Source organism: Mycobacterium sp. URHB0021 (assembly GCF_054057895.1).
Genome location: NZ_JBSRZT010000002.1, coordinates 4,247,577 through 4,271,560, shown reverse-complemented (window position 1 = coordinate 4,271,560; position 23,984 = coordinate 4,247,577). Strand labels below are relative to the sequence as shown.

Annotated in this window: 27 protein-coding genes and 1 pseudogene; 15 read left to right on the top strand and 13 right to left on the bottom strand. The window is 67.5% G+C overall.

Annotation, left to right across the window (positions count from 1 at the left end; translation table 11 throughout):
* Window positions 1-60 precede the first annotated feature (60 nt).
* Window positions 61-924, top strand: coding sequence for a 3-methyladenine DNA glycosylase (locus ACVWWN_RS23345; protein ID WP_457145968.1), 864 nt, complete (start codon window positions 61-63; stop codon window positions 922-924).
* A gap of 28 nt (window positions 925-952) precedes the next feature.
* Here the strand turns inward: ACVWWN_RS23345 and ACVWWN_RS23340 are convergent, their stop codons facing one another.
* The 6 genes from ACVWWN_RS23340 to ACVWWN_RS23315 form a co-directional block, all read right to left on the bottom strand.
* Entirely contained in the window at window positions 953-2,005 is a 1,053-nt protein-coding gene (locus tag ACVWWN_RS23340) for a hemolysin family protein (RefSeq protein ID WP_457145967.1), read from the bottom strand.
* Window positions 1,998-3,365 carry a hemolysin family protein gene (locus tag ACVWWN_RS23335; RefSeq protein ID WP_457145966.1) on the bottom strand — a complete coding sequence of 456 codons (1,368 nt, stop codon included), beginning with the start codon at window positions 3,363-3,365 and terminating at the stop codon, window positions 1,998-2,000. Before ACVWWN_RS23335 ends, ACVWWN_RS23340 begins: the two co-directional genes overlap by 8 nt.
* A 204-nt stretch (window positions 3,366-3,569) precedes the next feature.
* Entirely contained in the window at window positions 3,570-5,006 is a 1,437-nt protein-coding gene (locus tag ACVWWN_RS23330) for a GuaB1 family IMP dehydrogenase-related protein (RefSeq protein WP_457145965.1), read from the bottom strand.
* Window positions 5,007-5,055: 49 nt separating this feature from the next.
* Entirely contained in the window at window positions 5,056-6,534 is a 1,479-nt protein-coding gene (gene gndA, locus ACVWWN_RS23325) for an NADP-dependent phosphogluconate dehydrogenase (protein WP_457145964.1), read from the bottom strand.
* A 54-nt stretch (window positions 6,535-6,588) separates the two neighbouring features.
* Entirely contained in the window at window positions 6,589-7,536 is a 948-nt protein-coding gene (locus ACVWWN_RS23320) for a M56 family metallopeptidase (protein WP_457145963.1), read from the bottom strand.
* A gap of 14 nt (window positions 7,537-7,550) precedes the next feature.
* Window positions 7,551-7,958, bottom strand: a complete 408-nt coding sequence (locus ACVWWN_RS23315; protein ID WP_457145962.1) for a BlaI/MecI/CopY family transcriptional regulator — start codon at window positions 7,956-7,958, stop codon at window positions 7,551-7,553.
* A 221-nt stretch (window positions 7,959-8,179) separates the two neighbouring features.
* Between ACVWWN_RS23315 and ACVWWN_RS23310 the strand changes: the two genes are divergently transcribed.
* Complete coding sequence (locus tag ACVWWN_RS23310; RefSeq protein WP_457145961.1) at window positions 8,180-8,728, top strand: iron reductase; 549 nt, start codon at window positions 8,180-8,182, stop codon at window positions 8,726-8,728.
* Window positions 8,729-8,834: 106 nt separating this feature from the next.
* Here ACVWWN_RS23310 and ACVWWN_RS23305 read toward each other — a convergent pair whose 3' ends face one another.
* Complete coding sequence (locus tag ACVWWN_RS23305; protein ID WP_457145960.1) at window positions 8,835-9,212, bottom strand: rhodanese-like domain-containing protein; 378 nt, start codon at window positions 9,210-9,212, stop codon at window positions 8,835-8,837.
* A 63-nt stretch (window positions 9,213-9,275) separates the two neighbouring features.
* On the opposite strand from ACVWWN_RS23305, the gene ACVWWN_RS23300 reads away from it, so the two are divergent.
* The 7 genes from ACVWWN_RS23300 to ACVWWN_RS23270 are packed head-to-tail and all read left to right on the top strand — an operon-like array spanning window position 9,276 to window position 14,088.
* Window positions 9,276-9,680, top strand: a complete 405-nt coding sequence (locus ACVWWN_RS23300; protein ID WP_457145959.1) for a PaaI family thioesterase — start codon at window positions 9,276-9,278, stop codon at window positions 9,678-9,680.
* Between the two features lie 54 nt (window positions 9,681-9,734).
* Window positions 9,735-10,037: an urease subunit gamma gene (locus ACVWWN_RS23295; protein WP_457145958.1), complete on the top strand. Its 303-nt coding sequence runs from the start codon at window positions 9,735-9,737 to the stop codon at window positions 10,035-10,037.
* A gap of 17 nt (window positions 10,038-10,054) precedes the next feature.
* Window positions 10,055-10,369, top strand: a complete 315-nt coding sequence (locus tag ACVWWN_RS23290; protein WP_457149245.1) for an urease subunit beta — start codon at window positions 10,055-10,057, stop codon at window positions 10,367-10,369.
* Window positions 10,366-12,096 carry an urease subunit alpha gene (locus ACVWWN_RS23285; protein WP_457145957.1) on the top strand — a complete coding sequence of 577 codons (1,731 nt, stop codon included), beginning with the start codon at window positions 10,366-10,368 and terminating at the stop codon, window positions 12,094-12,096. The genes ACVWWN_RS23290 and ACVWWN_RS23285 overlap by 4 nt, the downstream gene beginning before the upstream one ends.
* A complete protein-coding gene (locus ACVWWN_RS23280) occupies window positions 12,096-12,731 on the top strand; it encodes an urease accessory protein UreF (protein ID WP_457145956.1) in 636 nt (211 codons plus the stop codon). The genes ACVWWN_RS23285 and ACVWWN_RS23280 overlap by 1 nt, the downstream gene beginning before the upstream one ends.
* 20 nt (window positions 12,732-12,751) lie before the next feature.
* A complete protein-coding gene (ureG, locus tag ACVWWN_RS23275) occupies window positions 12,752-13,480 on the top strand; it encodes an urease accessory protein UreG (RefSeq protein ID WP_457145955.1) in 729 nt (242 codons plus the stop codon).
* On the top strand, window positions 13,462-14,088 hold the full coding sequence (locus ACVWWN_RS23270) for an urease accessory protein UreD (protein ID WP_457145954.1): 627 nt from the start codon (window positions 13,462-13,464) through the stop codon (window positions 14,086-14,088). Before ureG ends, ACVWWN_RS23270 begins: the two co-directional genes overlap by 19 nt.
* Here ACVWWN_RS23270 and ACVWWN_RS23265 read toward each other — a convergent pair.
* From ACVWWN_RS23265 to ACVWWN_RS23255, 3 genes and pseudogenes are all read right to left on the bottom strand, one after another.
* Window positions 14,085-15,458: an NAD(P)/FAD-dependent oxidoreductase gene (locus tag ACVWWN_RS23265; RefSeq protein ID WP_457145953.1), complete on the bottom strand. Its 1,374-nt coding sequence runs from the start codon at window positions 15,456-15,458 to the stop codon at window positions 14,085-14,087. The two genes, ACVWWN_RS23270 and ACVWWN_RS23265, sit on opposite strands and share 4 nt — an antisense overlap.
* Window positions 15,459-15,574: 116 nt before the next feature.
* Window positions 15,575-16,088: pseudogene (locus ACVWWN_RS23260) on the bottom strand (hypothetical protein); the annotation flags it as partial.
* A gap of 27 nt (window positions 16,089-16,115) precedes the next feature.
* Entirely contained in the window at window positions 16,116-16,787 is a 672-nt protein-coding gene (locus ACVWWN_RS23255) for an SDR family oxidoreductase (RefSeq protein ID WP_457145952.1), read from the bottom strand.
* Between the two features lie 226 nt (window positions 16,788-17,013).
* On the opposite strand from ACVWWN_RS23255, the gene ACVWWN_RS23250 reads away from it, so the two are divergent.
* The 3 genes from ACVWWN_RS23250 (at window position 17,014) to ACVWWN_RS23240 (ending at window position 20,080) form a co-directional block, all read left to right on the top strand.
* Window positions 17,014-17,781: an ABC transporter permease gene (locus ACVWWN_RS23250; protein WP_457149244.1), complete on the top strand. Its 768-nt coding sequence runs from the start codon at window positions 17,014-17,016 to the stop codon at window positions 17,779-17,781.
* Complete coding sequence (locus ACVWWN_RS23245) at window positions 17,778-18,836, top strand: sulfate/molybdate ABC transporter ATP-binding protein (RefSeq protein WP_457145951.1); 1,059 nt, start codon at window positions 17,778-17,780, stop codon at window positions 18,834-18,836. The genes ACVWWN_RS23250 and ACVWWN_RS23245 overlap by 4 nt, the downstream gene beginning before the upstream one ends.
* Window positions 18,837-19,069: 233 nt before the next feature.
* Window positions 19,070-20,080: an alanine and proline-rich secreted protein Apa gene (locus ACVWWN_RS23240; RefSeq protein ID WP_457145950.1), complete on the top strand. Its 1,011-nt coding sequence runs from the start codon at window positions 19,070-19,072 to the stop codon at window positions 20,078-20,080.
* Window positions 20,081-20,107: 27 nt separating this feature from the next.
* On the opposite strand, the gene ACVWWN_RS23235 is transcribed toward ACVWWN_RS23240, so the two are convergent.
* Window positions 20,108-20,359, bottom strand: coding sequence for a CDGP domain-containing protein (locus ACVWWN_RS23235; protein WP_457145949.1), 252 nt, complete (start codon window positions 20,357-20,359; stop codon window positions 20,108-20,110).
* 273 nt (window positions 20,360-20,632) lie between these two features.
* On the opposite strand from ACVWWN_RS23235, the gene ACVWWN_RS23230 reads away from it, so the two are divergent.
* Window positions 20,633-20,935, top strand: coding sequence for a GlsB/YeaQ/YmgE family stress response membrane protein (locus ACVWWN_RS23230; RefSeq protein ID WP_457145948.1), 303 nt, complete (start codon window positions 20,633-20,635; stop codon window positions 20,933-20,935).
* A 49-nt stretch (window positions 20,936-20,984) separates the two neighbouring features.
* A complete protein-coding gene (locus tag ACVWWN_RS23225) occupies window positions 20,985-22,013 on the top strand; it encodes a zinc-binding alcohol dehydrogenase family protein (RefSeq protein ID WP_457145947.1) in 1,029 nt (342 codons plus the stop codon).
* On the opposite strand, the gene ACVWWN_RS23220 is transcribed toward ACVWWN_RS23225, so the two are convergent.
* Window positions 22,010-22,498: a hypothetical protein gene (locus ACVWWN_RS23220; protein WP_457145946.1), complete on the bottom strand. Its 489-nt coding sequence runs from the start codon at window positions 22,496-22,498 to the stop codon at window positions 22,010-22,012. The two genes, ACVWWN_RS23225 and ACVWWN_RS23220, sit on opposite strands and share 4 nt — an antisense overlap.
* Window positions 22,499-22,611: 113 nt before the next feature.
* On the opposite strand from ACVWWN_RS23220, the gene ACVWWN_RS23215 reads away from it, so the two are divergent.
* On the top strand, window positions 22,612-23,202 hold the full coding sequence (locus ACVWWN_RS23215) for a CGNR zinc finger domain-containing protein (protein WP_457145945.1): 591 nt from the start codon (window positions 22,612-22,614) through the stop codon (window positions 23,200-23,202).
* 9 nt (window positions 23,203-23,211) lie between these two features.
* On the opposite strand, the gene ACVWWN_RS23210 is transcribed toward ACVWWN_RS23215, so the two are convergent.
* Window positions 23,212-23,976 carry a CPBP family intramembrane glutamic endopeptidase gene (locus ACVWWN_RS23210; RefSeq protein ID WP_457145944.1) on the bottom strand — a complete coding sequence of 255 codons (765 nt, stop codon included), beginning with the start codon at window positions 23,974-23,976 and terminating at the stop codon, window positions 23,212-23,214.
* Window positions 23,977-23,984: the final 8 nt, after the last annotated feature.

Below are 23,984 nucleotides of genomic sequence, written 5' to 3'. Positions count from 1 at the left end.
TGCCTACCTCGCGTCCGCAACGAGGCAAACACATTGCGGCGCGATGTAATCTTGCGAAATATGATCCTCCTGGAAGCGAGGTCGGCGCAGCGTGACCGCCATCACGACCGTGTGGAGGCGTTGCTGGGGACCTACCTCCGACGACGCGCAAGCGGCGCGCCGCACCCGGTGATCGACTTCCTGTTCACCTACTACAACCTCACGCCGGGCCAATTGCGTCGCTGGCATCCCGGCTACGGAGTCACGCTGCACGGACCCGGCGCAGAAGAGTACGCCCGACGGCGCGGCTATCGACGCACCGAATCAGGCGTGAGCGTCGATCCCCGCTTTCTCGCCAAGCGCCGGGAGACCATCGCCTACGTCGCACGATTGATGGAGGCGACGGCGAGCCGCCCCGCAAGCCTGGGCTGTTTCGGCCTGCACGAGTGGGCCATGGTGTACCGCTCCCATCCCGGTGAGATCCGTCACGAGACGCCGCTGCGGCTCGGGCGGGAGGGTACCGACGCCGTGGTCGAGTCGCTGCCGCTGCGGTGCACACACTTCGACGCCTTCCGCTTCTTCACCGCACCCGCGCGCTCGCGAAACGCCGCCGAGCTCACGCGAGCCAGGCAGGTCGCCACCGAGCAGCCTGGGTGCCTGCACGCCGGGATGGATCTGTACAAGTTCACAGCGAAGCTACTGCCGTTGGTCAGTTCCGACATGCTATGGAGTGCATTCGAATTGGCATATGAGGCACGATCACTCGATATGCGCGCGTCGCCGTATGACCTGAGCGCGTACGGGTATCAACCGGTGCGGATCGACACGCCGGGCGGCCGTGCCGACTACGCCCGGGAACAGTCCGAACTCGCCGTTCGAGCGGCCGAGGTACGGAGCTCACTACTGGGATGGTGCCGAGGAATTTTGAGTTCCGGCGACGGCTGACTGTCCGCCGCCCGCCTCGAGCACGACATCAGGCGCGGTGCGTTCCGTCGCGCACGGCACCGATGAGGTCCTCGACCAGATCCTCCAGCGCCACCATCGCGGTCACGCTGCCGTCGGCCTTGGTGACCAGCGCCAGGTGGCTGTTGGTGCGACGTAACAGTGTCAGCGCGTCGGGCAGCGGCAGTGACTCAGGCACCTGCGGCAGCGAACGCACCAACGTCACGTCCACGACGGCGTCGGCGTCGTCGACGAGAGGAAGCACATCCTTGATGTGTACGTAGCCGACGAACCGGCCCGATGATTCCACTACCGGGAAGCGGGAGTAGCCGGTCTCGGCCAGTGCGCGCTGGATTGCCGCCACTGTCGGGCCGGCACTGTCGGCGGCCACCCGCACCGCGTGCACCTCAGCCAGCGCCACCGCAACCTCGCCCACCACGCGGTTACGGATCCGCAGGGCCCGCGACAGCCGATTGTGCTCTTCCGGGTCCAGCAGACCCTCGGACAGCGATTCGGCGATCATCTCGGACAGTTCGACGGTGGAGACGGTGTTCTCCAGTTCCGTCTTGGCCTCGACACCGAATATGCGCAGCACACGGTCCGCGCACCAGTCGTAGAACGCGATGACCGGCCGCGCGGCGCGCACCCACCACAGATACGGCGGCACGAGCAGCATGGCCGATGATTCCGGCCCCGCGATCGCGATGTTCTTCGGCACCATCTCGCCCAGCAACACATGCAACACCACGACGATCGAGATTGCGATGACGAACGAAACCGTGTGAAGGACTGTGTCGGGCATGCCGAGCAAATGGAACGGCCGCTCCAACAGATGCGCCACCGCCGGCTCGCCGACCCGACCCAGCAGGATCGAACAGGCCGTGATCCCGAGCTGCGCGCCCGCCAGCATCAGCGGCAGATTTTCACCGGCCCGGATGACCCGCACCGCGCTGTGTTTTCCTTGCTCCGCGAGGGCTTCCAGCCGGTCGCGGCGCGCGGAGATCAACGCGAATTCCGCGCCGACGAAAAATGCGTTGGCGGCGAGCAGCAGCATGGTCAGGAGCACACCGAGGAAGTCACCCATCGGCGGCTCCGTCGTCGTCGCCACGTCCGCCCAGCCGCGTCAGTTCCAGCTGGTCGATCCGGCGGCCGTCCATCTGCAGCACGGTGGCCAGCCAGCGCACCGGGTCTCCGAGCGGTGCGTCCGGGTCGAACGCTGCCAACTCGACCGACTCGCCCGGTTTGGGGATGTGGCCGAGTTCCTGCAGGACGAGGCCGCCGATGGTCTCGTATTCGCCCTCAACCGCCCGGAATCCGGTTCCGTCGGCCACCTCGTCGATCCGCAGCAGTCCCGAGACGTGCCAGCCCCCGCCGGCCTGGACGACGTCAGCGGTGGGCTCATCGTGCTCGTCGCGGATGTCGCCCACGATCTCTTCGATGACGTCCTCGACCGTCACCATGCCGGCGGTGCCGCCGTACTCGTCCACCACGAGGGCGGTCTGCAGACCGTTGGCGCGCAGCTGTGCCATCACGTCGTCTCCGTCCAGGGTCGACGGCACCCTGGCCACCGGCTGCGCCAGAGTGGCCAGCCGCCGTTCGTGGTGATGCGCGGGTGGCACTTCGAACACCTGCTTGACGTGCACGATTCCAACGGTCTCGTCGAGGTCGCCGTCGACGATCGGGAAGCGCGAGTAACCAGTCTGGATCGCGGCCTCCACCAGATCGGCGACCGTCCCGTCGATCTCGAGGCTGACGATTTCCGTCCTGGGCGTCATCAGCTCTTCCGCCTTCCGCGAGCCGAACTGCAGCGAACGGTCGACCAGCGCCGCGGTAACCGGATCCAGCGACCCTCGCCGCGCCGAGTTGCGGACCAGAGACCCGAGCTCCTGCGGTGAACGGGCCGAGCGCAGTTCCTCTGCGGGCTCGATGCCCAGCCGCCGCAGGATCCAGTTGGCGGTGCCGTTCGTCAGGTGAATCAACGGGGTGAACAGCATCGAGAACATCACCTGCGGGCCCGCCACCACACGTGCCACGGGTAGCGGCTTGGCCACCGCGAGATATTGGGCGACGAGTTCACCGAACACCATCGACACCGAGGTGGCGATCAGCAGGGCCAGCACCAGCGCCAGGCCGCTGGAGAGGTCACGGGACAACGACGTCGCCGCGAATATCGGCTCCAGCAGGTGAGCCACCAGCGGCTCGGCCAGATAGCCGGTGATCAACGTGGTGATCGAGATACCCACCTGGGCGCCCGAGAGCTGGAACGACAGCGTCCGGTGCGCCCGCTGCACGAGTTTGTCGCGGCGCCCACCGTTGCGGGCGTTCGCGTCAACCGTGCTGCGCTCCAGCGCGGTGAGAGAGAATTCGGCCGCGACGAAGACCGCGGTACCGGCGGTAAGAACGAAGAATGCCAGCACCGCGAGCACCGTGTAGAAGACGTTCATCGCATCTTCACCGCGACATCGCCGGGCCCGCAGCCCGGCTGACTAGGGGAGGGCTCGGCGTCCGACGGCTCGTGGGACTGCTGCTCGGCGCCGAGGGCCGGTCTCGCATTCGAGACGTCGACGCGTGCCTGCGGCACTGGTTCCCTTTCGAGTAGACGGCGTGATGAAAGCCCTATGTTAGCCGGTAACTCAGGCCGGGCAGGCTCACCAACCGGTCGGCAGGGGGTGCCCTTCCGCGTAGCCCGCTGCGGACTGCACCCCCAGCACCACCTTCTCGTGCAGTTCGGCGATGGTGACCGCACCCACGTAGGTACAGGTGCTCCGCACCCCGGAGGTGATGTGGTCGAGCAGGTCCTCGACACCCCCTCGGGACGGGTCGACGCCCATCCGCGAGGTCGAGATACCCTCCTCGAAAAGTGCCTTGCGGGCGCGGTCGAACGGGCTGTCGGCGGCGGTCCTGGCGGCCACGGCGCGCTTCGACGCCATCCCGTAGCTTTCCTTGTACTGCCGGTCTTCGCGGTCGCGCATCAGGTCGCCGGGGGATTCATAGGTTCCGGCGAACCACGAGCCGATCATCACGTTGGAAGCGCCGGCCGAGAGTGCCAGCGCGACGTCGCGGGGATGCCGGACCCCGCCGTCAGCCCACACATGGCCACCGAGTTGCTCTGCCGCCGCGGCACATTCGACCACCGCAGAGAACTGCGGCCGTCCGACACCGGTCATCATCCGGGTGGTGCACATGGCGCCGGGGCCCACCCCGACCTTGACGATGGTGGCGCCCGCGCTGATCAGGTCCCGGGTGCCCTCGGCCGACACCACGTTGCCGGCGGCCAGCGGCAGGCCGAGGTCGAGCGAGGACACCGTCTTGATCGCGTCGAGCATCTTGAGCTGATGGCCGTGGGCGGTGTCGATCACCAGCAGGTCGACGCCGGCTTCGGCGAGCGCCCGCGCCTTCGCGCCGACATCACCGTTGATGCCGACCGCTGCGGCGATGCACAGGCGACCCTCGTCGTCGACCGCGGGGCGATAGATGCCCGCCCGGATCGCCCCGGTGCGGGTGAGCACGCCGGCCAGCGCACCATCTGGTCCCGTCATCACCGCGACGTCCACCGGCGCGTGTTCGAGCAGGTCAAAAACTTTTCGGGGATCCGTTCCGACGGGCGCCGTGACGAAGTCGGGTATCGCGACATCGCGAACCCGGGTGAAGCGGTCCACCCCGACACAGTTGGCTTCGGTGACCAGCCCGATGGGACGCCCCTCGAACACCACGACCGCGGCGCCGTGCGCCCGCTTGTGGATCAGCGCGGTGGCGTCCGACACCGAATCGTCGGCCGACAGTGTCACCGGTGTGTCCACCACCAGGTCGCGGCTCTTGACGAAGTCCACCGTCTCCTTCACCGCCGAGATCGGAAGGTCCTGTGGCAGAACGACGATCCCACCGCGGCGCGCGATGGTTTCGGCCATCCGGCGACCGGCGACCGCAGTCATATTGGCCACCACCACCGGAATCGTGGTGCCCGACCCGTCAGATGTCGACAGGTCGACGTCGAACCGCGACTGCACGTCCGATCGGCCCGGGACGATGAAGACATCGTCGTAGGTCAGGTCATAGGCCGGTGTCTGGCCTTCGAGGAATCGCATCCCCACCGAGTCTAGTTCGCCCGGGTCTCGGCGAACGCGTCGCCGATTGCTACGACTGAACCTCGCTGCCGTCCCCGCTCCACAACGTATGGAACCGCTTCTCGGAATCGGCGTCGGTGCGGCCATAGGTATGTGCACCGAAGAAGTCGCGCAGCCCCTGGGTCAGCGCCGCCGGGAGCCGTTCGGTGCGCAGCGCGTCGTAGTAGGACAGCGCCGAGGAGAAGCCGGGAATCGGGATGCCGAGTTGGGTGGCGGTGACGACGACGCGGCGCCAGCTGTCGATCGCGGCCTCGATCGCGCTGCGGAAGTAGGGCGCCACGATCAGCGTCGGCAGGTCGGCATCCTCGTCGAACGCATCCTTGATCCGGTTGAGGAACTTCGCCCGGATGATGCAGCCGCCGCGCCAGATGGTCGCCAGGTCACCCGGGGTGATACCCCAGTCGTATTCGGCGCTGCCTGCCTGGATCTGGTTGAAGCCCTGCGCGTACGCGATGATCTTCGATGCGTAGAGCGCCTGACGGACGTCCTCCGTGAACTTTGCGGCGTCGCTGGGCTTTCCGCCGAGATCGCCCGATGCCAGGCCGGTGGTGGCCTTGCGCTGGATGACCGAACCCGACAGCGCCCTGGCGAACACCGCCTCGGCGATCCCGGTCACGGGCACCCCGAGGTCGAGCGCCGACTTCACCGTCCAGCGGCCCGTTCCCTTCTGTTCCGCCTCGTCGAGGATGACGTCGACGAGTGGCTTGCCGGTCTGGGCGTCGGTCTTGCGCAGCACCTTGGCGGTGATCTCGACGAGGAAACTGTCGAGGTCGCCCTTGTTCCATTCGTCGAAGACGTCGGCGATCTCGCCCGCGGACTTGCCGAGGCCGTCGCGCAGCAGTTGATACGCCTCGCCGATGAGCTGCATGTCGGAGTACTCGATGCCGTTGTGCACCATCTTCACGAAGTGCCCGGCGCCGTCGGGACCGATGTGGGTGCAGCACGGCACACCGTCGACGTGCGCGGAGATCTCCTCCAGCAGCGGCCCGAGCGACTTGTACGACTCGGCCGGCCCGCCCGGCATGATCGACGGCCCGTTCAACGCGCCCTCTTCACCGCCGGAGATACCCGCGCCGACGAAGTGCAGGCCGCGTTCCCGCATCGCCTTCTCGCGACGGATGGTGTCGGTGTACAGCGCGTTGCCGCCGTCGATGATGATGTCGCCCTTTTCCATCGCGTCGGCGAGTTCATTGATCACCGCGTCGGTCGGGTCGCCGGCCTTGACCATGATCAGCACCCGGCGCGGCTTTTCGAGTGCGGCCAGGAATTCCGGAATGGTTTCGCTGCGTACGAACTTTCCTTCGCTGCCGTGCTCGGCCAGCAGCGCATCGGTTTTGGCGACGGACCGGTTGTGCAGCGCGACGGTGTAGCCGTGGTGCGCGAAGTTTCTGGCGATGTTGGAACCCATCACGGCCAGGCCGGTGACCCCGATCTGAGCGGTGCCTGTGGTGTCGGTTCCGTCAGAAGGAGAGGTTTCAGGAGAGCTCATTCGGGCAGCCTTTCATTTTTTTGTTGTCGCAGTGCGGGCTTCGTTCGCGGCTGTCTAGGCGATGAACAGCCGGTGTAGTTCGGTCAGCCACGGGACCGCCAGCGCGACCGTGGGTACGAAGAGCACCGCGGCCGCCGCGAGGTAGGCCGTCGCGGACAGCACCAGGCTGTTGGGCTGGCCACCGAGCCTACGCACGCGCAGCACTGTGGTGGGGCCACCGGCGGCGAGCGCGCCCGACGGGGTCCGTCCGGACGCACAGGCGACCAGGGCACGGGCCAGGGGAGTGGGGCCTTCGGCGCGGACGGCGGCGTCGTCGGCGAGCAGCTCGATGAGCAACCGCACCGCATCCAGCGCGCTGGCGCTGCGGACGAAGCGCGGAAACGCCGCGTGCACCGCGGTGAACATTTCCAGCACCAGATCGTGCCGGGCCCGCAGATGCGCGCGCTCGTGGATGAGAATCGCGTTGATCTCACTGTCGGCCAACGTGTTCAATGTGCCCTCGCTGACGACCACGCGGCTACGCACCCCGGGCAGGCAGTACGCCAGCGGCTGCTCCACATCGAGGATCCGCAACTGGCCGGCGTGCTCACACGGCGGCGGCACCGATTCGCGAGGCATGTCGAGAAGGTCGACCAGCATCCGGTGGTGGGCCCTTCGACGCCGGGTGGCGATGGCCACCTGCAGCACCGCGATGATCAATCGCCCGCCGACCATCAGCGTCAGCGCGAAGACCACGACGTAGGCGATCCACAGCGGCCAGCCGAGCACGTCGATCTCACTGGTGATGGTGGCGGTCGGCCGCCCATCGAGCCCGGGAACGAAGAGCCGGCTGGCGATCGAGATTCCGGCGGAGAATGCGGACAGGACTGCGGCGAGTGCGATGGACTGCCACAGCACGATCGCGGCCCGCGGTGCCCGCGTCGGCCAGCTCGATCGCGCCAGCAGTGCCGGGACTGGTCCCGACAGAACCAGCGCGACGATGGTGAAGGCCAGCGCGGACACGCTGTAAGTGTCTCTCAGCCGGTGCCCGGATCGCCAGCGGGCGGGGTCAACCGGTGCTTGCTCTCCAACTCGGCCAGCGCACGGCGCAACGCCGCGGCCTCATCAGCACCGACGCGCTCGACAAAATGCACGAGAGCCGCCTCCCGGCTACCGGAGTCCGAGACCTGGTCCAGCGCGTCGACCATCAGCCCCGCGACCAGTTCGTCGCGGCCGTGGGTGGGGGCGTATCGGTGAGCGCGGTCGTCACGGTGTTGCACGACCAGGTTCTTCTTCGCCAGTCGCTGCAGCACGGTCATGATCGTGGTGTACGCGAGGTCGCGCCGGGCCGAGAGCGCCTCGTGGACCTGCCGCACAGTCTGGGGTTCGCGGGTGGACCACAGGTGGTCCATCACTGCGCGCTCCAGTTCCCCTAGACGCGTCACTTCGCCATGATCCGTTCATCTCCTACAGGCTCGAATCCAGGGTACTACGGCCGTACTACCGTGCGTCGTATCCGGCACCGCCGGACAATCTCGGGCTATCGGCGGGACGTTCCGCCCGTGGTCACCGCTGTTTCGTTGACCCGTGTGAGTCGGGTCACAGCGCCTGGCACCCCATTGGCCCGAATTATAGTAAGGCTAACCTAATTTTCACGGGAGGTGCCATGACGGTAGTCGTCGACAAGCCCTTGATCGCGGGCATGGCGATACGGCGGCCGTTGCCGCTGCACGAGTCGAGCCGACGATTGCGAGAGCTTTACCCCGCGTGTCCCCGCCTGTATGGCGTCGCGGTCATGGGTGATCTGTCCCGCCGGCGGTGGTGGCCGTTGGCGGAAGCGCTGACGACCGACCGGCTCAGGATGATGTTCGATCTGGCCGCCGAGGAGACCGACAGCCACGCCGCGGTCGCCCAGCAGTTGGCCGCCACGCTCGCGCATGTGGTCGTCGGCCGCGTGGTGCCTCTGCTCGTCCTCGAGGGGCGGGCGTGGGACACCGGACTGGAGAACCTCTGGGTGCACGTCGATTCCGAGGGTGCGATCGACTGGGTCGGGGTGGTGGATCCCACGCTGCGGGCGATGTCGGTCGCCTCGATGTGGCACATCGTCGGCGGTGCCGTGGTGAGCGCCGCGACGCAGGTGCCCCTTCTGGCCGGCTCGAGCGAGCTGACCAGCATGCGGCGCGCGCAGCCTTGCCTATTCTCTTCCCGGTGGTAAAAAACCAGCGGACCGCGCCGGAGTCCTGAGGGCTGCAGAGACCCCCGGTCCATTCGAAGGACGGGCCCCACGCCGTTGGTGTGGGGCCCGTCCCTCGTTCCCGGAGTCACTTGTCGATCGCTCCGCCGCTGTCGGCCCAGTCACCGAATCCGCCGAGGTTGTACACCTTGCCGTAGCCCATCTCCTTGAGTGCCTGTCCGGACAGGGCTGCGCGGCCGCCGGCCGCGCAGTACACGATGACGGCCTTGTCCTTCTTCAAAGTCTGGTCGTAATAAGGCGATTCGGGATCCGCACGAAACTCGAGCATCCCGCGCGGAATATGCACCGCGCCCGCCACCTTGCCGCTGGACTCGACTTCCGCCGCATCCCGTACATCCACGACCACCGTGTTGCCCGCCGCGATCATCTGCTGCGCCTGCGCAGGGGTGATCCGCGGTACGACAGCATTGGCGGCTTCAACGAGGTCCTTGACGCTTTTGCCCATACCCCGACGATAAACGCCGGGGTACGCGCACAGGCCTGGATAGGCAGGTGTAAACAGATTCGGGTGACGACAGACGCGCCGCCGGGTACCGGAACCGGATTCGACTCCGAACTCGGAATCACTTTCGACGGGATCACCCCCGACGGCGGTCGGGCGCGACTGCAACTCCACGACAGATTGTTGCAGCCGTGGGGGATAGTGCACGGCGGCGTCTACTGCTCGCTGATCGAAACCCTGGCCAGCCTGTCGGGACAGGTTTGGCTGGCCGAGAACGGGGGCGGCCACGTCGTCGGCGTCAACAACAACACCGACTTCCTGCGTGCCATCTCGTCGGGTGCCGTGACGGCGGAGTCGACGCCGGTTCATCGCGGCCGCCGTCAGCAGCTGTGGGTTGTCACCGTCACCGACAACGAGAACCGCCTCGTGGCGCGCGGGCAGGTGCGGCTGCAGAACCTGCCGCCCGAATAGCTGCGGATTCTCCTAGGCTGCTGATTGCCGCCACCCGTGGCAATATGCCGCGGTATGCGTTTGAGCCCGCATGAACAGGACCGGCTGCTGATCTCGTATGCCGCCGAACTCGCCCGCCGCCGACAGGCCCGCGGGCTCAAGCTGAACCACCCCGAGGCCGTCGCGCTGATCACCGACCACCTCCTCGAGGGCGCACGCGACGGCCGAACGGTCTCGGAGCTGATGATCACCGGCCGCGAGGTGCTCAGCCGCGACCAAGTCATGGAAGGTGTGCCCGAAATGCTCCACGACGTCCAGGTGGAGGCCACCTTTCCCGACGGCACCAAGCTCGTCACCGTCCACGATCCGATCTCATGAGCGGCGATCACACGCCAATGGTGCCGGGTGAGATCGTCTACGGCAGCGGCGACATCACCATCAACCCGGGCGCGAAACGCCTGACGATGGGCATCGTCAACACCGGCGACCGCCCGGTGCAGGTAGGCAGCCACGTGCACTTGTCGCAGGCCAACACGGCGCTGGACTTCGACCGTCAGGCCGCCCACGGTCATCGACTGGACATTCCGGCGGGCACTGCCGTGCGCTTCGAACCCGGAGTCGCCCAGCATGTCTCGCTTGTCCCGCTGAGCGGATCGCGGGAAGTGCACGGGCTCAGCCTGGATCCGCCCGGCCGATTGGACGCCATATGACCGAGCCTTCCCGGCTTTCCCGCGCCAGATACGCCGCGCTGTTCGGCCCGACGACCGGCGACCGGATCCGGTTGGCCGATACCGGGCTCTTCGTGGAAATCACGGAGGATCGCAGTGGCGGACCTGGTCTGGCAGGCGACGAGGCGGTGTTCGGCGGCGGCAAGGTGTTGCGCGAGTCTATGGGCCAAGGCCGCGCCACCAGGGCCGACGGTGCTCCCGATACGGTGATCACCGGCGCGGTGGTCGTCGATTACTGGGGAATCATCAAGGCCGACATCGGTATTCGGGACGGTCGTATCGCCGCGATCGGCAAGGCGGGCAATCCCGACATCATGTCCGGCGTGCACCCGGACCTGGTGGTCGGGCCGTCGACGGAGGTCATCGCGGGCAACGGCCGCATCGTCACGGCCGGCGGCATCGACTGCCACGTCCACCTGATCTGTCCGCAGATCATGGAAGAGGCGCTCGGCGGCGGCATCACCACGATCATCGGAGGCGGTACGGGTCCCGCCGAGGGCAGTAAGGCCACCACGGTGACGCCGGGCTCGTGGCACCTGGCCAGGATGCTGGAATCGCTGGACTCATGGCCGTTGAACATCGCACTGCTCGGCAAGGGCAACACGGTGAGCGCGGAGTCGATGTGGGAGCAGTTGCGCGGCGGCGCCTCGGGTTTCAAACTGCACGAGGACTGGGGTACCACACCGGCAGCGATCGACGCCTGCCTGCGGGTGGCCGACGCGTCGGGGGTACAGGTCGCGCTGCACTCCGACACGCTCAATGAAGCAGGCTTCGTCGAGGACACGGTCGGCGCGATCGCCGGGCGATCGATCCACGCCTACCACACCGAGGGGGCAGGCGGCGGCCATGCACCCGACATCATCACTGTCGCCGCCGAACCGTATGTGCTGCCGAGTTCGACGAACCCGACCCGGCCGCACACCGTGAACACGCTCGACGAGCACCTCGACATGCTGATGGTGTGCCACCACCTCAATCCCAGCGTCCCTGAGGATCTCGCGTTCGCCGAAAGCCGTATCCGGCCCTCGACCATCGCTGCCGAGGATCTGCTGCACGACATCGGCGCAATTTCGATGATCGGCAGCGACGCCCAGGCGATGGGCCGCATCGGCGAAGTCGTCATCCGGACCTGGCAGACCGCGCACGTGATGAAACGCCGCCGCGGAGCGCTCCCCGGTGACACCGTTGCGGACAACAACCGCGTCCGGCGCTACGTCGCGAAGTACACGATCTGTCCGGCCATCGCCCACGGCCTCGACCACGAGATCGGATCGGTCGAAGTCGGCAAGCTGGCCGACCTGGTGCTCTGGGAGCCGGCGTTCTTCGGCGTGCGCCCACACGCCGTGTTGAAGGGCGGGATGATCGCCTGGGCGGCAATGGGTGACGCGAACGCGTCCATCCCCACACCGCAGCCGGTGTTGCCGCGGCCGATGTTCGGTGCCGCTGCCGCGGTCGCCGCCGCCACCTCGGTGCACTTCGTCTCCCCGCAGGCCATCGAGGACGGCATCGGGGACCTGCTGGCCGTCAACCGCAGACTGGTTGCGGTCACCGACGTCCGGCAAGTCGGCAAGGCCCAGATGCCGCTCAACGACGCGATGCCGCGCATCGAGGTGGACCCTGACACCTTCACCGTGCGCATCGACGGCGAGGTGTGGCGGGAGCAGCCCGCCGCCGAACTGCCCATGGCCCAGCGATATTTCCTGTTCTGATGAGCAACCTCGCCACCCTTCTCGCGCTGGCCGATTCGCGCCTGCCGACCGGCGGTCACGTGCATTCCGGCGGTATGGAGGAAGCGGTGACGGCCGGCCTCGTGGTCGGCCTCGACACCCTGCGGGCGTATCTGCGCCGCCGGATCTGCACACAGGGTCTGGTGTCGGCGTCGATCGCCCATGCGGTGCATGCCGGGACGTTGTCGGTGCCGGACGGCGACCGTGAAACCGACGCCCGCACACCGGCGCCCGCGGCGCGTCAGGCCTCACGCGCGCAGGGCCGCGGCCTGGCCCGGCTGGCGAGACGGGTCTGGCCGCACGGTCACTGGGACACGCTCGGGGCGACGCCCCATCTGGCGGTGGTCGCCGGTGTCGTCGGTCAGGTCAGTGATCTCGAACCCGAACAGACGGCGCTGTCGGTCGTCTACACCACGATGACGGGCTCTGCGACGGCCGCGCAGCGGCTGTTGGCCCTCGACCCCGGCGACGTCGCGGCCCTCACCTTCGGCCTCTCGGCGCTGTGCGAGCAGATCGCCGCCGAGGCCACCAAGGAACTCGCCGACATGTCCGATCCATTGCTCGACGCGCTGGCTCAGCATCACAGTCAGCGCGAGCGACCGCTTTTCGCGTCCTGAAAGGCAGGAAGGTTCACGCTATGCCACCGCATTTCCTCGAGTCCGGTTCGGCTCGTCAACCACATGCGCACCCCGCCCGTCCCAAACGGGCGCGTCAGCCGGGGGAACCGTTGCGCGTCGGTGTCGGCGGACCGGTCGGCTCGGGTAAGACCGCGCTGGTGGCCGCGCTGTGCAGGCGGTTGCGCGATGAGTTGTCGCTCGCCGTCCTCACCAACGACATCTACACCACCGAGGATGCCGACTTCCTGCGCCGTCGCGCCGTCCTGCCCGACGAACGGATCGCCGCGGTGCAGACGGGCGGGTGCCCGCACACCGCGATTCGGGACGACATCACCGCCAACCTGGATGCCATCGACGATCTGATCGCGGCGCATACCGGTCCGGGCCGGCACCTGGACCTGATCCTGGTCGAATCCGGTGGCGACAACCTCACGGCGACCTTCTCGTCGGGCCTGGTCGATGTCCAGATCTTCGTGATCGACGTGGCCGGTGGTGACAAGGTGCCGCGCAAAGGCGGGCCGGGCGTGACGTATTCAGATCTGTTGGTGGTCAACAAGACAGACCTGGCACCGTTGGTCGGTGCCGATCTCGAGGTGATGCGTCGCGACGCCGGCGCGGTGCGCGGTGACCGCCCGACGGTGTTGATCTCGTTGACCGACGATCCCGCGGCAACCGCGGTGCTGGCGTGGCTGCGGGAACAACTCCCAGCCACCGAGACCGAGGGTCCCGAATGCGCTCGGACGTCTTGATCGTCGCGAGGCCCGCCCGGCAGCCGAAGATCGAGTGCTCGGGCGGTCTCGCCGCACGCCGCACCGAATCCGACACCGTGCACCTGGTGTCGGCGGCGGCCACGCCACTCGGGGGTGACATCATCCATATCCGCATCGTCGTCGAACGGGGCGCGCGGCTGCGCATGCGCGCCGTCGCCGCAACCGTGGCCCTGCCCGGCGCCCTGACACCCGAGTCGCACGCGTTCTGGACGCTGGAGATCGGGGGAGACCTCGATCTCGACCCCCAACCAACGGTGGTGGCCGCCACCTCGCGCCACGTCACAGCTACCCGGCTGGAGATGAGCCGAGACGCTCGAGTCCGGCTGCGCGAGCGGATTCAGATCGGCAGATCAGATGAGCGCCAAGGTTTTTGGTCCGGGTCGCTGCACGCCGACGTCGATGGCACACCGCTGTTGCGGCACCGGATCGAACTCGGCCGTGGATCGGTGGCCGACGACGAACTGGGCACGCCACTGGCGTGCGTCAGCGAGCTGTACTATCCCGAGACCGATGTCGACACCGCGGGGACACCACTGCAACTCGCCGGCGGCGGCTGCCTGTCGACGTGGCAGGGCGGGCGGCTCTAACTGGCCGCCCTCTCGGTGTCCTCGACGGCCGCGGCGATCTCTTCCAGCTGCTCGATCCGGGTGCGCGCGTACGCCTGTTGCTCGGTGATGGTGAGCTGGCCGCGGCTACGGCCCAGGAACGTCACCGTCCACGACAGCAGGGTGGTGATCTTGGTCTTGAACCCGACCAGATACACCAGGTGCAGCACCAGCCAGGCCAGCCAGGCGATGAACCCGCCGAACTCCAGCTTGCCGATCTGGGCGACGGCGTTGAACTTCGACACCGTCGCCATCGACCCCTTGTCGAAGTACTGGAAGGGCTCACGCTCAGCGGGGTTAGCGCCCTTCAGCTCGGCCTTGATGGCTTTCGCGGCGTACTTGCCACCCTGGATCGCACCCTGGGCCATGCCGGGTACGCCTTCGACGAGAGCCATGTCGCCGACGACGAATACGTTGGGGTGGCCGGGAATGGACAGGTCGGGCAGCACCTTGACCCGACCGGCACGGTCGAGTTCGACCCCGGACTGCTCGGCCAGATCGCGGCCGAGCGGGCTGGCTGACACACCGGCAGACCACACCTTGCACGACGACTCGATACGCCGGATGGTGCCGTCGGAATCCTTGACCGTGATGCCGTTACGGTCGACGTCGGTGACCATCGCGTTGAGCTGGATCTCGACGCCCATCTTCTCGAGCCGGGCCTGGGCCTTCTTGCCGAGTTTCTCGCCCATCGGCGGCAGTACCGCCGGCGCGGCGTCGAGCAGGATCACCCGCGCCTTGGTCGAATCGATGTGGCGGAACGCGCCTTTCAGCGTGTGGTCGGCGAGTTCGGCGATCTGCCCGGCCATTTCGACACCGGTCGGGCCTGCGCCCACCACGACGAAAGTGAGCAGCTTCTCACGCCGCACCGGGTCGCTCGAGCGTTCCGCCTGTTCGAACGCACCGAGGATGCGGCCACGCAGTTCCAGCGCGTCGTCGATGGACTTCATACCGGGCGCCCACTCGGCGAAATGATCGTTGCCGAAGTAGGACTGGCCCGCGCCCGCGGCGATGATCAGGCTGTCGAAGGGGGTCACGTAGGTGTGGCCCAGCAGTTCGGACCGGACCGTCTTCTTGGCCAGGTCGACGTGGGTGACATCGCCGAGTAACACCTGGGCGTTCTCCTGATTGCGCAGGATCACCCGGGTGGCCGGGGCGATCTCACCCTCCGAGATGATCCCGGTGGCCACCTGGTACAGCAGCGGCTGGAACAGGTGATGAGTCGTACGGGCGATCAACTTGATGTCCACATCGGCGCGCTTGAGCGTCTTTGCCGCCGTCAAGCCGCCGAAGCCGGACCCGACGATGACGACCTTGTGCCGATCCGTTGCCGTAGCTCCGGGGTGGCTCATTTCAACTCCTTGACGTACTTACCAGTTCCTTATCTGTCCAGTACAACCACTACGTTAGCGGGCGGGCATCCAGGTGGCGCGGTGAGATTGCCCACGCAGGCGTTTGTCCACGCGGTGACCATCGGCTTGAGCGCCTCGCCCAATGCGGTGATCAGCCCCGGCTGGTAGGCCTCGCATGTCGACCGGCTGGTTCAGGATCACCGGGTCGACGCCCACGTCGAAAATGTTGATCTTGATCTGCTCGGCGGTCGCTTCCGCGGTACCGACGACCATCCGTCCCTTCGTCTCCGCGGGAATGACCTCTGCTGTGACGTCCTTGTCGACAAGTGCCGTGGTAAGCACGCTTGTTTCGAATGTCGACGGGTCGCGGTAGGTGTTGCCAGTGACCAGCGAGCCCGGCTGGCTGCGCTCGGTGGCGGTGGCCAACCCGTCCAGTGCCGTGTACGCCTCGAGCATCGGTTGGTCCGGCGAGCCCAGCGGTGGCAGTTGATAGAAGTGGTCCATCACGAAGAGTGAGTCGAAGCCGGCCGCCTCCGCTTCTCGCGCCTGGGCGATGACCGTCGGGTAGAGGTCGCCGACGCCGGTGCCGTAGGAGAAGTTGGGGATCTGTGGTCCGACTCGAATTGTCACTTGGTCACCCCTAATGAACTGCCGCATCTAGCCGAAGTTGGTCAGCGCTCCGTTGCTGACGTGCAGGGTCTGACCGTTGATGTGGCGCGCGGCCGGTGTCGACAAGAAAAGTGCCAACCGGGTGATTTCGTCGGCGACCGACCGCGGCGTGCACGACAGGCCTTCGTAGCCCGGTTCGGCACTGCGTCCCGAGGCGACCGCGTTGACGGTGATGCCGCGGGTGCCGAAATGGGTGGCCTGTCCAGCTGTCCAGTTCGAGAGGGCGGCCTTGATCGCGGCGTCGGCGCTACCGTCGCGCGGGTGCTCCGGAACGATGCTCACGATCGATCCGCCGGAGCGCAGGTGGTCTCCGAGGATCTGCACTGTCAGCACCGCCGAGAGCACGGAGGATTCCAATGCGTTGCGCCACGCCGCAGCCTGATCGGACAGCGAGTAGGTGCGTGGGTCGCCACCTGCCCAGCGCGGGGCGGGCACGTTGATGATCGTGTCGAGGTGGTGCGGGAACTGTCCGCGGGCCTCCTCGAGGCCGACGGGATCCGTGTTGTCCAAGACGATCGCGTCGACGTCGAGTTCCTTGGCGGCCACCTCGAGGTCGTCGCGGCGCGCGCCGGCGATCACCACCGTGTGGCCGGCATCGCGGAAGCCTTCCGCGACCGTGCGTCCCAGATCGGTGTCGCCGCCGGTGACCAGCACCTCCATCACCATGACCTCCTGTCGTGTTCAACGCTGAACCCCAGCGATCGTGGAAAATGTTACTGGACAGTAGCTAGCAGACGAAACTCGGCACGCGCACGACATGACAACGGTTCGGCGTCGTCGCCCTAGTACTTTTGAGCCGTGGAGCGACCAGCCGCCCTGACCATGGCGAACGGCGCCGGTTCGTGACGCCGTGACCGCCTCGGCGGGCCTGCCCCGGTGGATTTACATGCCCGCCGCCTTCGGGGGGCTGTTCGTGGTGGTGCCGTTGATCGCGGTGATCGCCAAGGTCGACTGGCCGAATTTCTGGTCACTGATCAGCAGTCCCTCGTCGGTGGCTGCGTTGGTGCTGAGCCTGAAGACCGCGGCCGCCAGTACGACAATGTGTCTGCTGTTCGGGGTACCGATGGCGCTGGTTTTCGCCCGCAGCAACTCTGCGCTGGTGCGGACGTTGCGGCCGCTCATCCTGCTGCCCTTGGTACTGCCACCCGTTGTGGGCGGCATCGCCTTGCTGTACGCGTTCGGCCGCCTCGGCCTGATCGGCGAGTATCTGTACGCCGCGGGCATCCAGATCGCGTTCACCACCACGGCGGTGGTGCTCGCGCAGACGTTCGTGTCGCTGCCGTTCCTGGTGCTCGCCCTCGAGGGCGCCGCCCGCACTGCCGGGGCCGACTACGAAGTGGTCGCGGCGACGTTGGGGGCACGGCCGACGACGGTCTGGCGGCGGGTGTCATTGCCGCTGCTCGCTCCCGGCCTGGTGTCCGGGGCGGTGCTGGCATTCGCCCGGGCCCTGGGTGAGTTCGGCGCCACCCTCACGTTCGCCGGCTCACGGCAGGGCGTCACCCGGACGCTGCCGCTGGAGATCTATCTGCAGCGCGAAACCGATGCCGATGCGGCCGTCGCACTCTCGCTGCTACTGGTCGCGGTGGCCGCTGTCGTCGTGCTCGGGCTGGGCAGCCGACGGCTCCGCGGCGCCAGCGCCTGGAGTTCGACGTGACCGGCGTGGCGCTGCGTGCCGTTGTCGAAAGTCGGGACGTCGACGTCGAATTCGACGTCGCGGCCGGTGAGGTCCTGGCCATCCTCGGGCCTAATGGCGCGGGCAAGTCGACCGTACTGCACGTGCTCGCCGGCCTGGTCCGGCCCGACAATGGCACCGTGCGGGTGGGAGATCGCGTGCTCACCGACACCTCGGCGGGCATCCAGGTTGCCACCCATGACCGCCGCGTCGGGTTGCTGCTGCAGGACCCTTTGCTGTTCCCGCATTTGAGCGTCGCGGCGAATGTGGCCTTCTCTCCGCGCAGTTCCGCTGCGGCCGCGGCACATTGGTTGACCGAGGTGGACGCCGCCGACCTGGCCGATCGGATGCCACGCCAGCTGTCCGGGGGGCAGGCCCAGCGGGTGGCGCTCGCGCGGGCACTGGCGGCCGAACCCGATGTCCTGTTGCTCGACGAGCCGATGGCCGGACTCGACGTGGCCGTCGCAACGGCGATGCGCAAGGTGCTCCGCCGGGTGCTGTCCCGCGACGGCCGCTCTGCGGTCCTCATCACGCACGACCTGCTGGACGTGCTGACCCTGGCCGATCGCATGCTGATCCTCGAGTCGGGACGGGTCGTCGAAACTGGTTCGACCGCAGCCATCTTGGCCACACCGCGCAGCCGATTCGGAGCCCGCTTCGCCGGGGTGAACCTGGTCGGCGGCAGGGCAGGTGGCGGCGGCGTACTCAATACGAAATGGGGCACCGCTTGGCATGGAATGGACGGGCCCGACGTGGTGGCCGGTGAGCCCGCCGTCGCCGTCTTCACCCCGACGGCGGTTGCGGTGTATCGCGACAAACCGCACGGCAGCCCCCGCAACACTGTGGAGGTGACGGTGGCCGAACTGGACATCCGCGGTCCGGCAATCAGGGTGCGCACCGAGGAGCAACCCGACGGCGCGCCCGGCCTGGCCGCAGACATCACCGCCGAATCGGCGGCCGATCTCCAGTTGACGCTCGGCGACCGCGTGTACTTCTCGGTCAAGGCACAGGAAGTCAGCTTTCATCCGAGCCCGTAACGGTGTGCCCAGCCCGCGCGATCAACGGTTCGAATGAACCGTGAAGCCGACGGAAAACCAAGGCGGGGCAAGCGGTTCAACGCCCCCGTGCCACGCACGGGGACGTCGCCATGCCAGCTACCCGTTATTCACGGGGCTTACACGGAGTTCTCTGCTTCCAGCAACCTCTCAGCTGAGCACTTTATGAGCAACTCACACTTGCGTCACGGCCGTAACACTGTAGTTTCTTCCACATGGATCAGCCGGACGCGATTACCGAACACCGCAGGGGCTTCTCGAAGACGCTCGCAATCGCGGCACTGACCGGCGCCACCATGGCGGCGCTGACGCTGCCGTCGGTGGCGTACGCCGATCCCGAGCCGACGCCGCCACCGCCGCCGCCGCCGGGCAACATCTTCATGCAGGGTCCGCCGCCGGCGCCGAATGCGCCGCCGCCCCCGGCCGACCCGAACGCGCCCGCGCCACCGCCACCCCCGGCCGATCCGAACGCGCCCGCGCCACCGCCACCCCCGGCCGATCCGAACGCACCTCCGCCACCCCCGGCCGAACCGAACGCGCCACCGCCACCCCCGGCCGAACCGGGCCGCGTCGACAATGCGGCCGGCGGCTTGAGCTATGTGGTGCCGGCCGGCTGGAAGGTGGCCGACGCCACCCAGCTCTCCTATGGCCAGGCGCTGCTGAGCAAGATCCCGCCGGAGGGTGCACAACCGCCCAATGACACCAGCGTGCTGCTCGGGCGCCTTGATCTGAAGCTCTTCGCGGGTGCCGAAGCCGACAACGGCAAGGCCGCCCAACGGCTGGCCTCCGATATGGGCGAGTTCTTCATGCCGTTCCCCGGCACGCGGATCAACCAGGAGACCGTGCCGCTGAACGCGAACGGGATGACCGGTGTCGCCTCGTACTACGAGGTCAAGTTCACCGATACGACCAAGCCGAACGGACAGATCTGGGCCGGCGTGGTGGGCAACCCCACCGCCGCGGGTACGCCGCGGGGTCAGCGCGCGCCGGAGCGGTGGTTCGTCGTCTGGCTCGGCACCGCAACCAACCCCATACCCAAGCCCGAGGCCGTCACGCTCGCGCAGTCGATCCGCCCGTGGACGCCGCCGCCACCGCCCGTGCCGGATCCCAACGCGCCGCCGCCGCCGGTCGACCCCAATGCTCCGCCGCCGCGGCCGGGTATCGGCGTTCCCGTTCCGGTGGACCCGAACAGCGTTCCGCCGGCAATGACAGTTCCGCAGGGGTAGGGGTCGGTCGGGCCTGCTGGGTTGCCGTCATGGTCCGACGTACGGCACCTGCCCGGCGAGGTTGTCGATGTCGAGCAGGTAACAGTTGGTGCCGCCGAATCCCATCGCGCCGGCGGTCACGCACCGCTGGAACGTGCCGTCACCCGCGAGCGGTCCGTCACAGGTGGTGCCGCCCCCCCAGGGTGTCCACCCGCCCTGGCAACCGGCGCCCGCGGGGGAGGCCAACGCTATTCCGCCGGCTGAAAGCACGGCGATGGACAGTGCAACAAGGGTTTTCATAACTTCACCTCTTCTCGGCAGCACCGGTCTGGCGTGACCGGTACGGGTCGTCATCCGAGTTGCGGCCTCGGTCGCGCGCCGTGGTGACGGGTCGCGACGGGCCGTGTTATTACCAGGTTATTACTCTGCTGTCCGTTTGCAATCGGATTCGGCCGCGGCGAAAACCCAACGATCGTGCCCGTAGGACACGCCGAATCGTTATTCGCTGCGGGTATATCTGGGAGGTGGTTCAGCGAACGCGCTGGACTAGGTCAGCGACGGCAGGAGAGCCTGATGAACGTGATTGCCGCTACCGAATTTCTCGCCCGGTCGACGACGCTGACCAGCGTCGGGTGGATCGGATACATCGTCATCGGGGCCATCGCAGGATGGATCGCGGGGAAGATCGTCAAAGGCGGCGGCTCCGGCATCCTGATGAACATCGTCATCGGCATCGTCGGAGCCTTGATCGGTGGCTTCCTGCTCAGCTTCTTCCTCGACACCGGCGCGGGTGGCTGGTGGTTCACGTTGTTCACCGCGATCCTCGGTTCGGTGATTCTGCTGTGGATCGTCGGAATGGTGCAGAAACGGACCTAACCGGCGGTAACCATCTGCGCGCGAGCCCGTTTCGCGCCACCATGGGGCGATGCCCACGCAAACGATGAGAGCCTGGCAGGTCCGGCAACCGGGGCCGATGGACACCAAGCCGTTGGACCGGGTCACCGTCGAGATACCGAGGCCGTCGGCCGGGGAACTGTTGGTCGCCGTGCGCGCGTGCGGCGTGTGCCGCACCGATCTCCATGTCGCGGAAGGAGACCTGCCGGTACATCGACCCGCGGTGATACCCGGGCATGAGGTCGTCGGTGAGGTCTTGCAGGTCGGCCCGGAGGTGGACCAGGGCATCGGTGACGGGTTCGCGGTCGGCGATCGGGTGGGTATCGCCTGGCTTCGGCATACCTGCGGACGATGCAAGTTCTGCGTCCGCGGCCAGGAAAACCTCTGCCCGCAATCCCGCTACACCGGCTGGGACGCCGATGGCGGCTACGCCGAATTCGCCACTGTACCAGCTTCTTTCGCGCATCGTCTGCCTGCCGGTTATTCCGATACCGAATTGGCGCCGTTGCTGTGCGCGGGCATCATCGGATACCGGTCCCTGCGGCGGGCCGACCTGCCAACCGGTGGCAGGCTGGGCATCTATGGGTTCGGTGGCAGCGCGCACCTCACCGCACAGGTGGCCATCGCCCAAGGAGCCGAGGTGCACGTGATGACGCGCGGAGAGCGGGCTCAGGAATTGGCGCTGTCGCTCGGCGCGGCGTCGGCGCAGGGCGCGTCGGACCGTCCACCGGTGGCTCTCGACTCCGCGATCTTGTTCGCGCCGGTGGGCGAGCTGGTCCTGCCGGCGCTCGAGGCGCTGGACCGCGGCGGGACGCTGGCGATTGCGGGCATCCATCTCAGTGACATCCCGGCGCTGAACTATCAGCGTCATCTCTTCCAGGAACGTCAGATCAAATCGGTGACGTCGAATAGCCGTGCTGATGCCCGAGAGTTTCTCGACTTCGCCGGCGGCCACCGCCTTCACGTGACGAGCCCCGAGTATCCGATGGAACGCGCCGCTGAGGCGCTCGGCGACCTCGTTGCGGGCCGTATCTCCGGAGCAGCCGTGCTCGTGGTCTAGAGCGCGGCGAGTGCCGCGCGGAGCCGGCCCGTGAGGTCGCCCGAACCGTAGCGGTACAGCGGCCCGCGTCCGTCTGCCAGCAGCCGCCGCAGCCGCGCCACCCCACGCGCCCCGACCGGCCGCGGGGAGTGCAGCCGCAGCGTCACTGCGTCGATCACATCGGCGGCCGCAACGATGTTGGGCGCGTTGACCGGAATCCGCGACGACATCGGGCCCCCGTCCCACCGGGCGTCCCGCGCAACCTGCCGCAGCGCACGGGCGACCGCCTCGCGCTCGCCGGCAGACGTCAGCCGGGCCTGATGGACGGCGAGCGCACTCCCGGCCGGCGCGGGCACCCCGACGGCGAGCATCCGATCGTATTGATCGGCCCGGAACCGGGCGCTCATCCGGGCCAGCAGTGAGATACGCGGAGCGTCCTCGCGCCGGTCTTGGCGAAGAGCGGTGGAGAGAACCTCGGGCGAAATCCTGTTGTTCGGCATTGTCATCTACGTCTTGTCACGCTGCCTGGGCTTGTCTTCATGACTGTCAAACACGCTACAGCGGTCATTCATGACCAGTCAAGTGGATATACCGGTCACGTACGGCGTAGGCTTCCTTCATGACTGGACGGCCTATGGTGTGGCCCGGCGACCATGAATCGAAGCCGGCTCCGGGTGCGCTGGTGCTGGTTCAGGCACTGGTCAACACGGTCGAGCGGCCCGACGGCGCCGACCGGCTCGATGAGCCCGCCGAGGCGACCCCATGGTTGATCGACAACCATCTGCTCGGTCCGGATGACGGATTGACCGACGCTGACCTGGACCTGATCCGCGGCGTACGCGAGGCGCTGCGCGCGCTGCTCATCCGCAACGCCGGCGGTCCCTTACCCGACGAGGCGACGCTCGCCCCGCTGCACACGGTGGCGGCCGGCGGGCGAGCGCATGCCAAGGTCGGTCCCGACGGCGAGGTGCGGCTGGCCGCAGCAGGGGACTCCGTGCCGGAGCGCCTGGTCGAACTGCTGCTGATCGTGCGCGATGCGCAGCGTGACGGCAGCTGGGCGCACCTGAAGGCCTGCGCCAACGACGAATGCCAGTGGGCGTTCTATGACCGGTCCCGCAACCATGGCGGCACCTGGTGTGAGATGTCCTCATGCGGCAACAAGCTCAAGAACCGGCAGTTTCGCGCACGCCGTCGCGAAATCCCTCGCTGACGGGTCAGGTCAGGTGGACAGGTGCCACACCAGGGCGGCGGCCAGTGCACCGAGCCCGTTCAGCGACCAGTGCAGTGCGATCGGGGCCAACAGGCTGCCGCTGCGACGGCGCAGCCAGGTGAAGACGAAACCGGCGACTGCGGTGGCAATCACTGCCATCACCACCCCGGCGACGGTGCCGAGCAGCCCTCCGCCGAACAGCCGGGTGAAGCCCACGTTGCTGCTCGTAAGGCCCAGCGACGTGGCGATGTGCCATAGGCCGAACAGCAGCGACCCCGCCGCGGCCACGCCGCGCACGCCCCACGCGCGGTTCAGGGCGCCGTGCAGTACTCCGCGAAAGGCGAGTTCCTCGGGAATCACCGTCTGCAAGGGGATGATGATCATCGATGCGACGAGCGCCCCGGAGATCGTCGCGTAGTTGTTGTTCATGAACATCGGTCGCGTCCACGGCAGCAGCGCCCCGATCGCGATGACCGACACCACCACCGCGACGGCCGCGAGGGCGTATCCGAGGCCGGTCTTCGCGTGCTCGCGGCCGAGCCCGAGTTCGGCCCAGCCCAGCCCGCGCGAGCGGACCAGGACGAGTAGTCCGAGCGCCGCGGCCGGCACCGTCGCGATGCTCGCCCACGGCGTCGTGAAATGCGCGATGACGTTGGTGAGGGCCAGCACGACGACTACAACGGCGATATCGACGTACGTGCGGAAGTGATGGAGAGCGGAAAGCTGGGCAACCAGGGGGTGTGGTTGCGGCTCGGCTACCGCTTGCTCGGACACAGCACGCC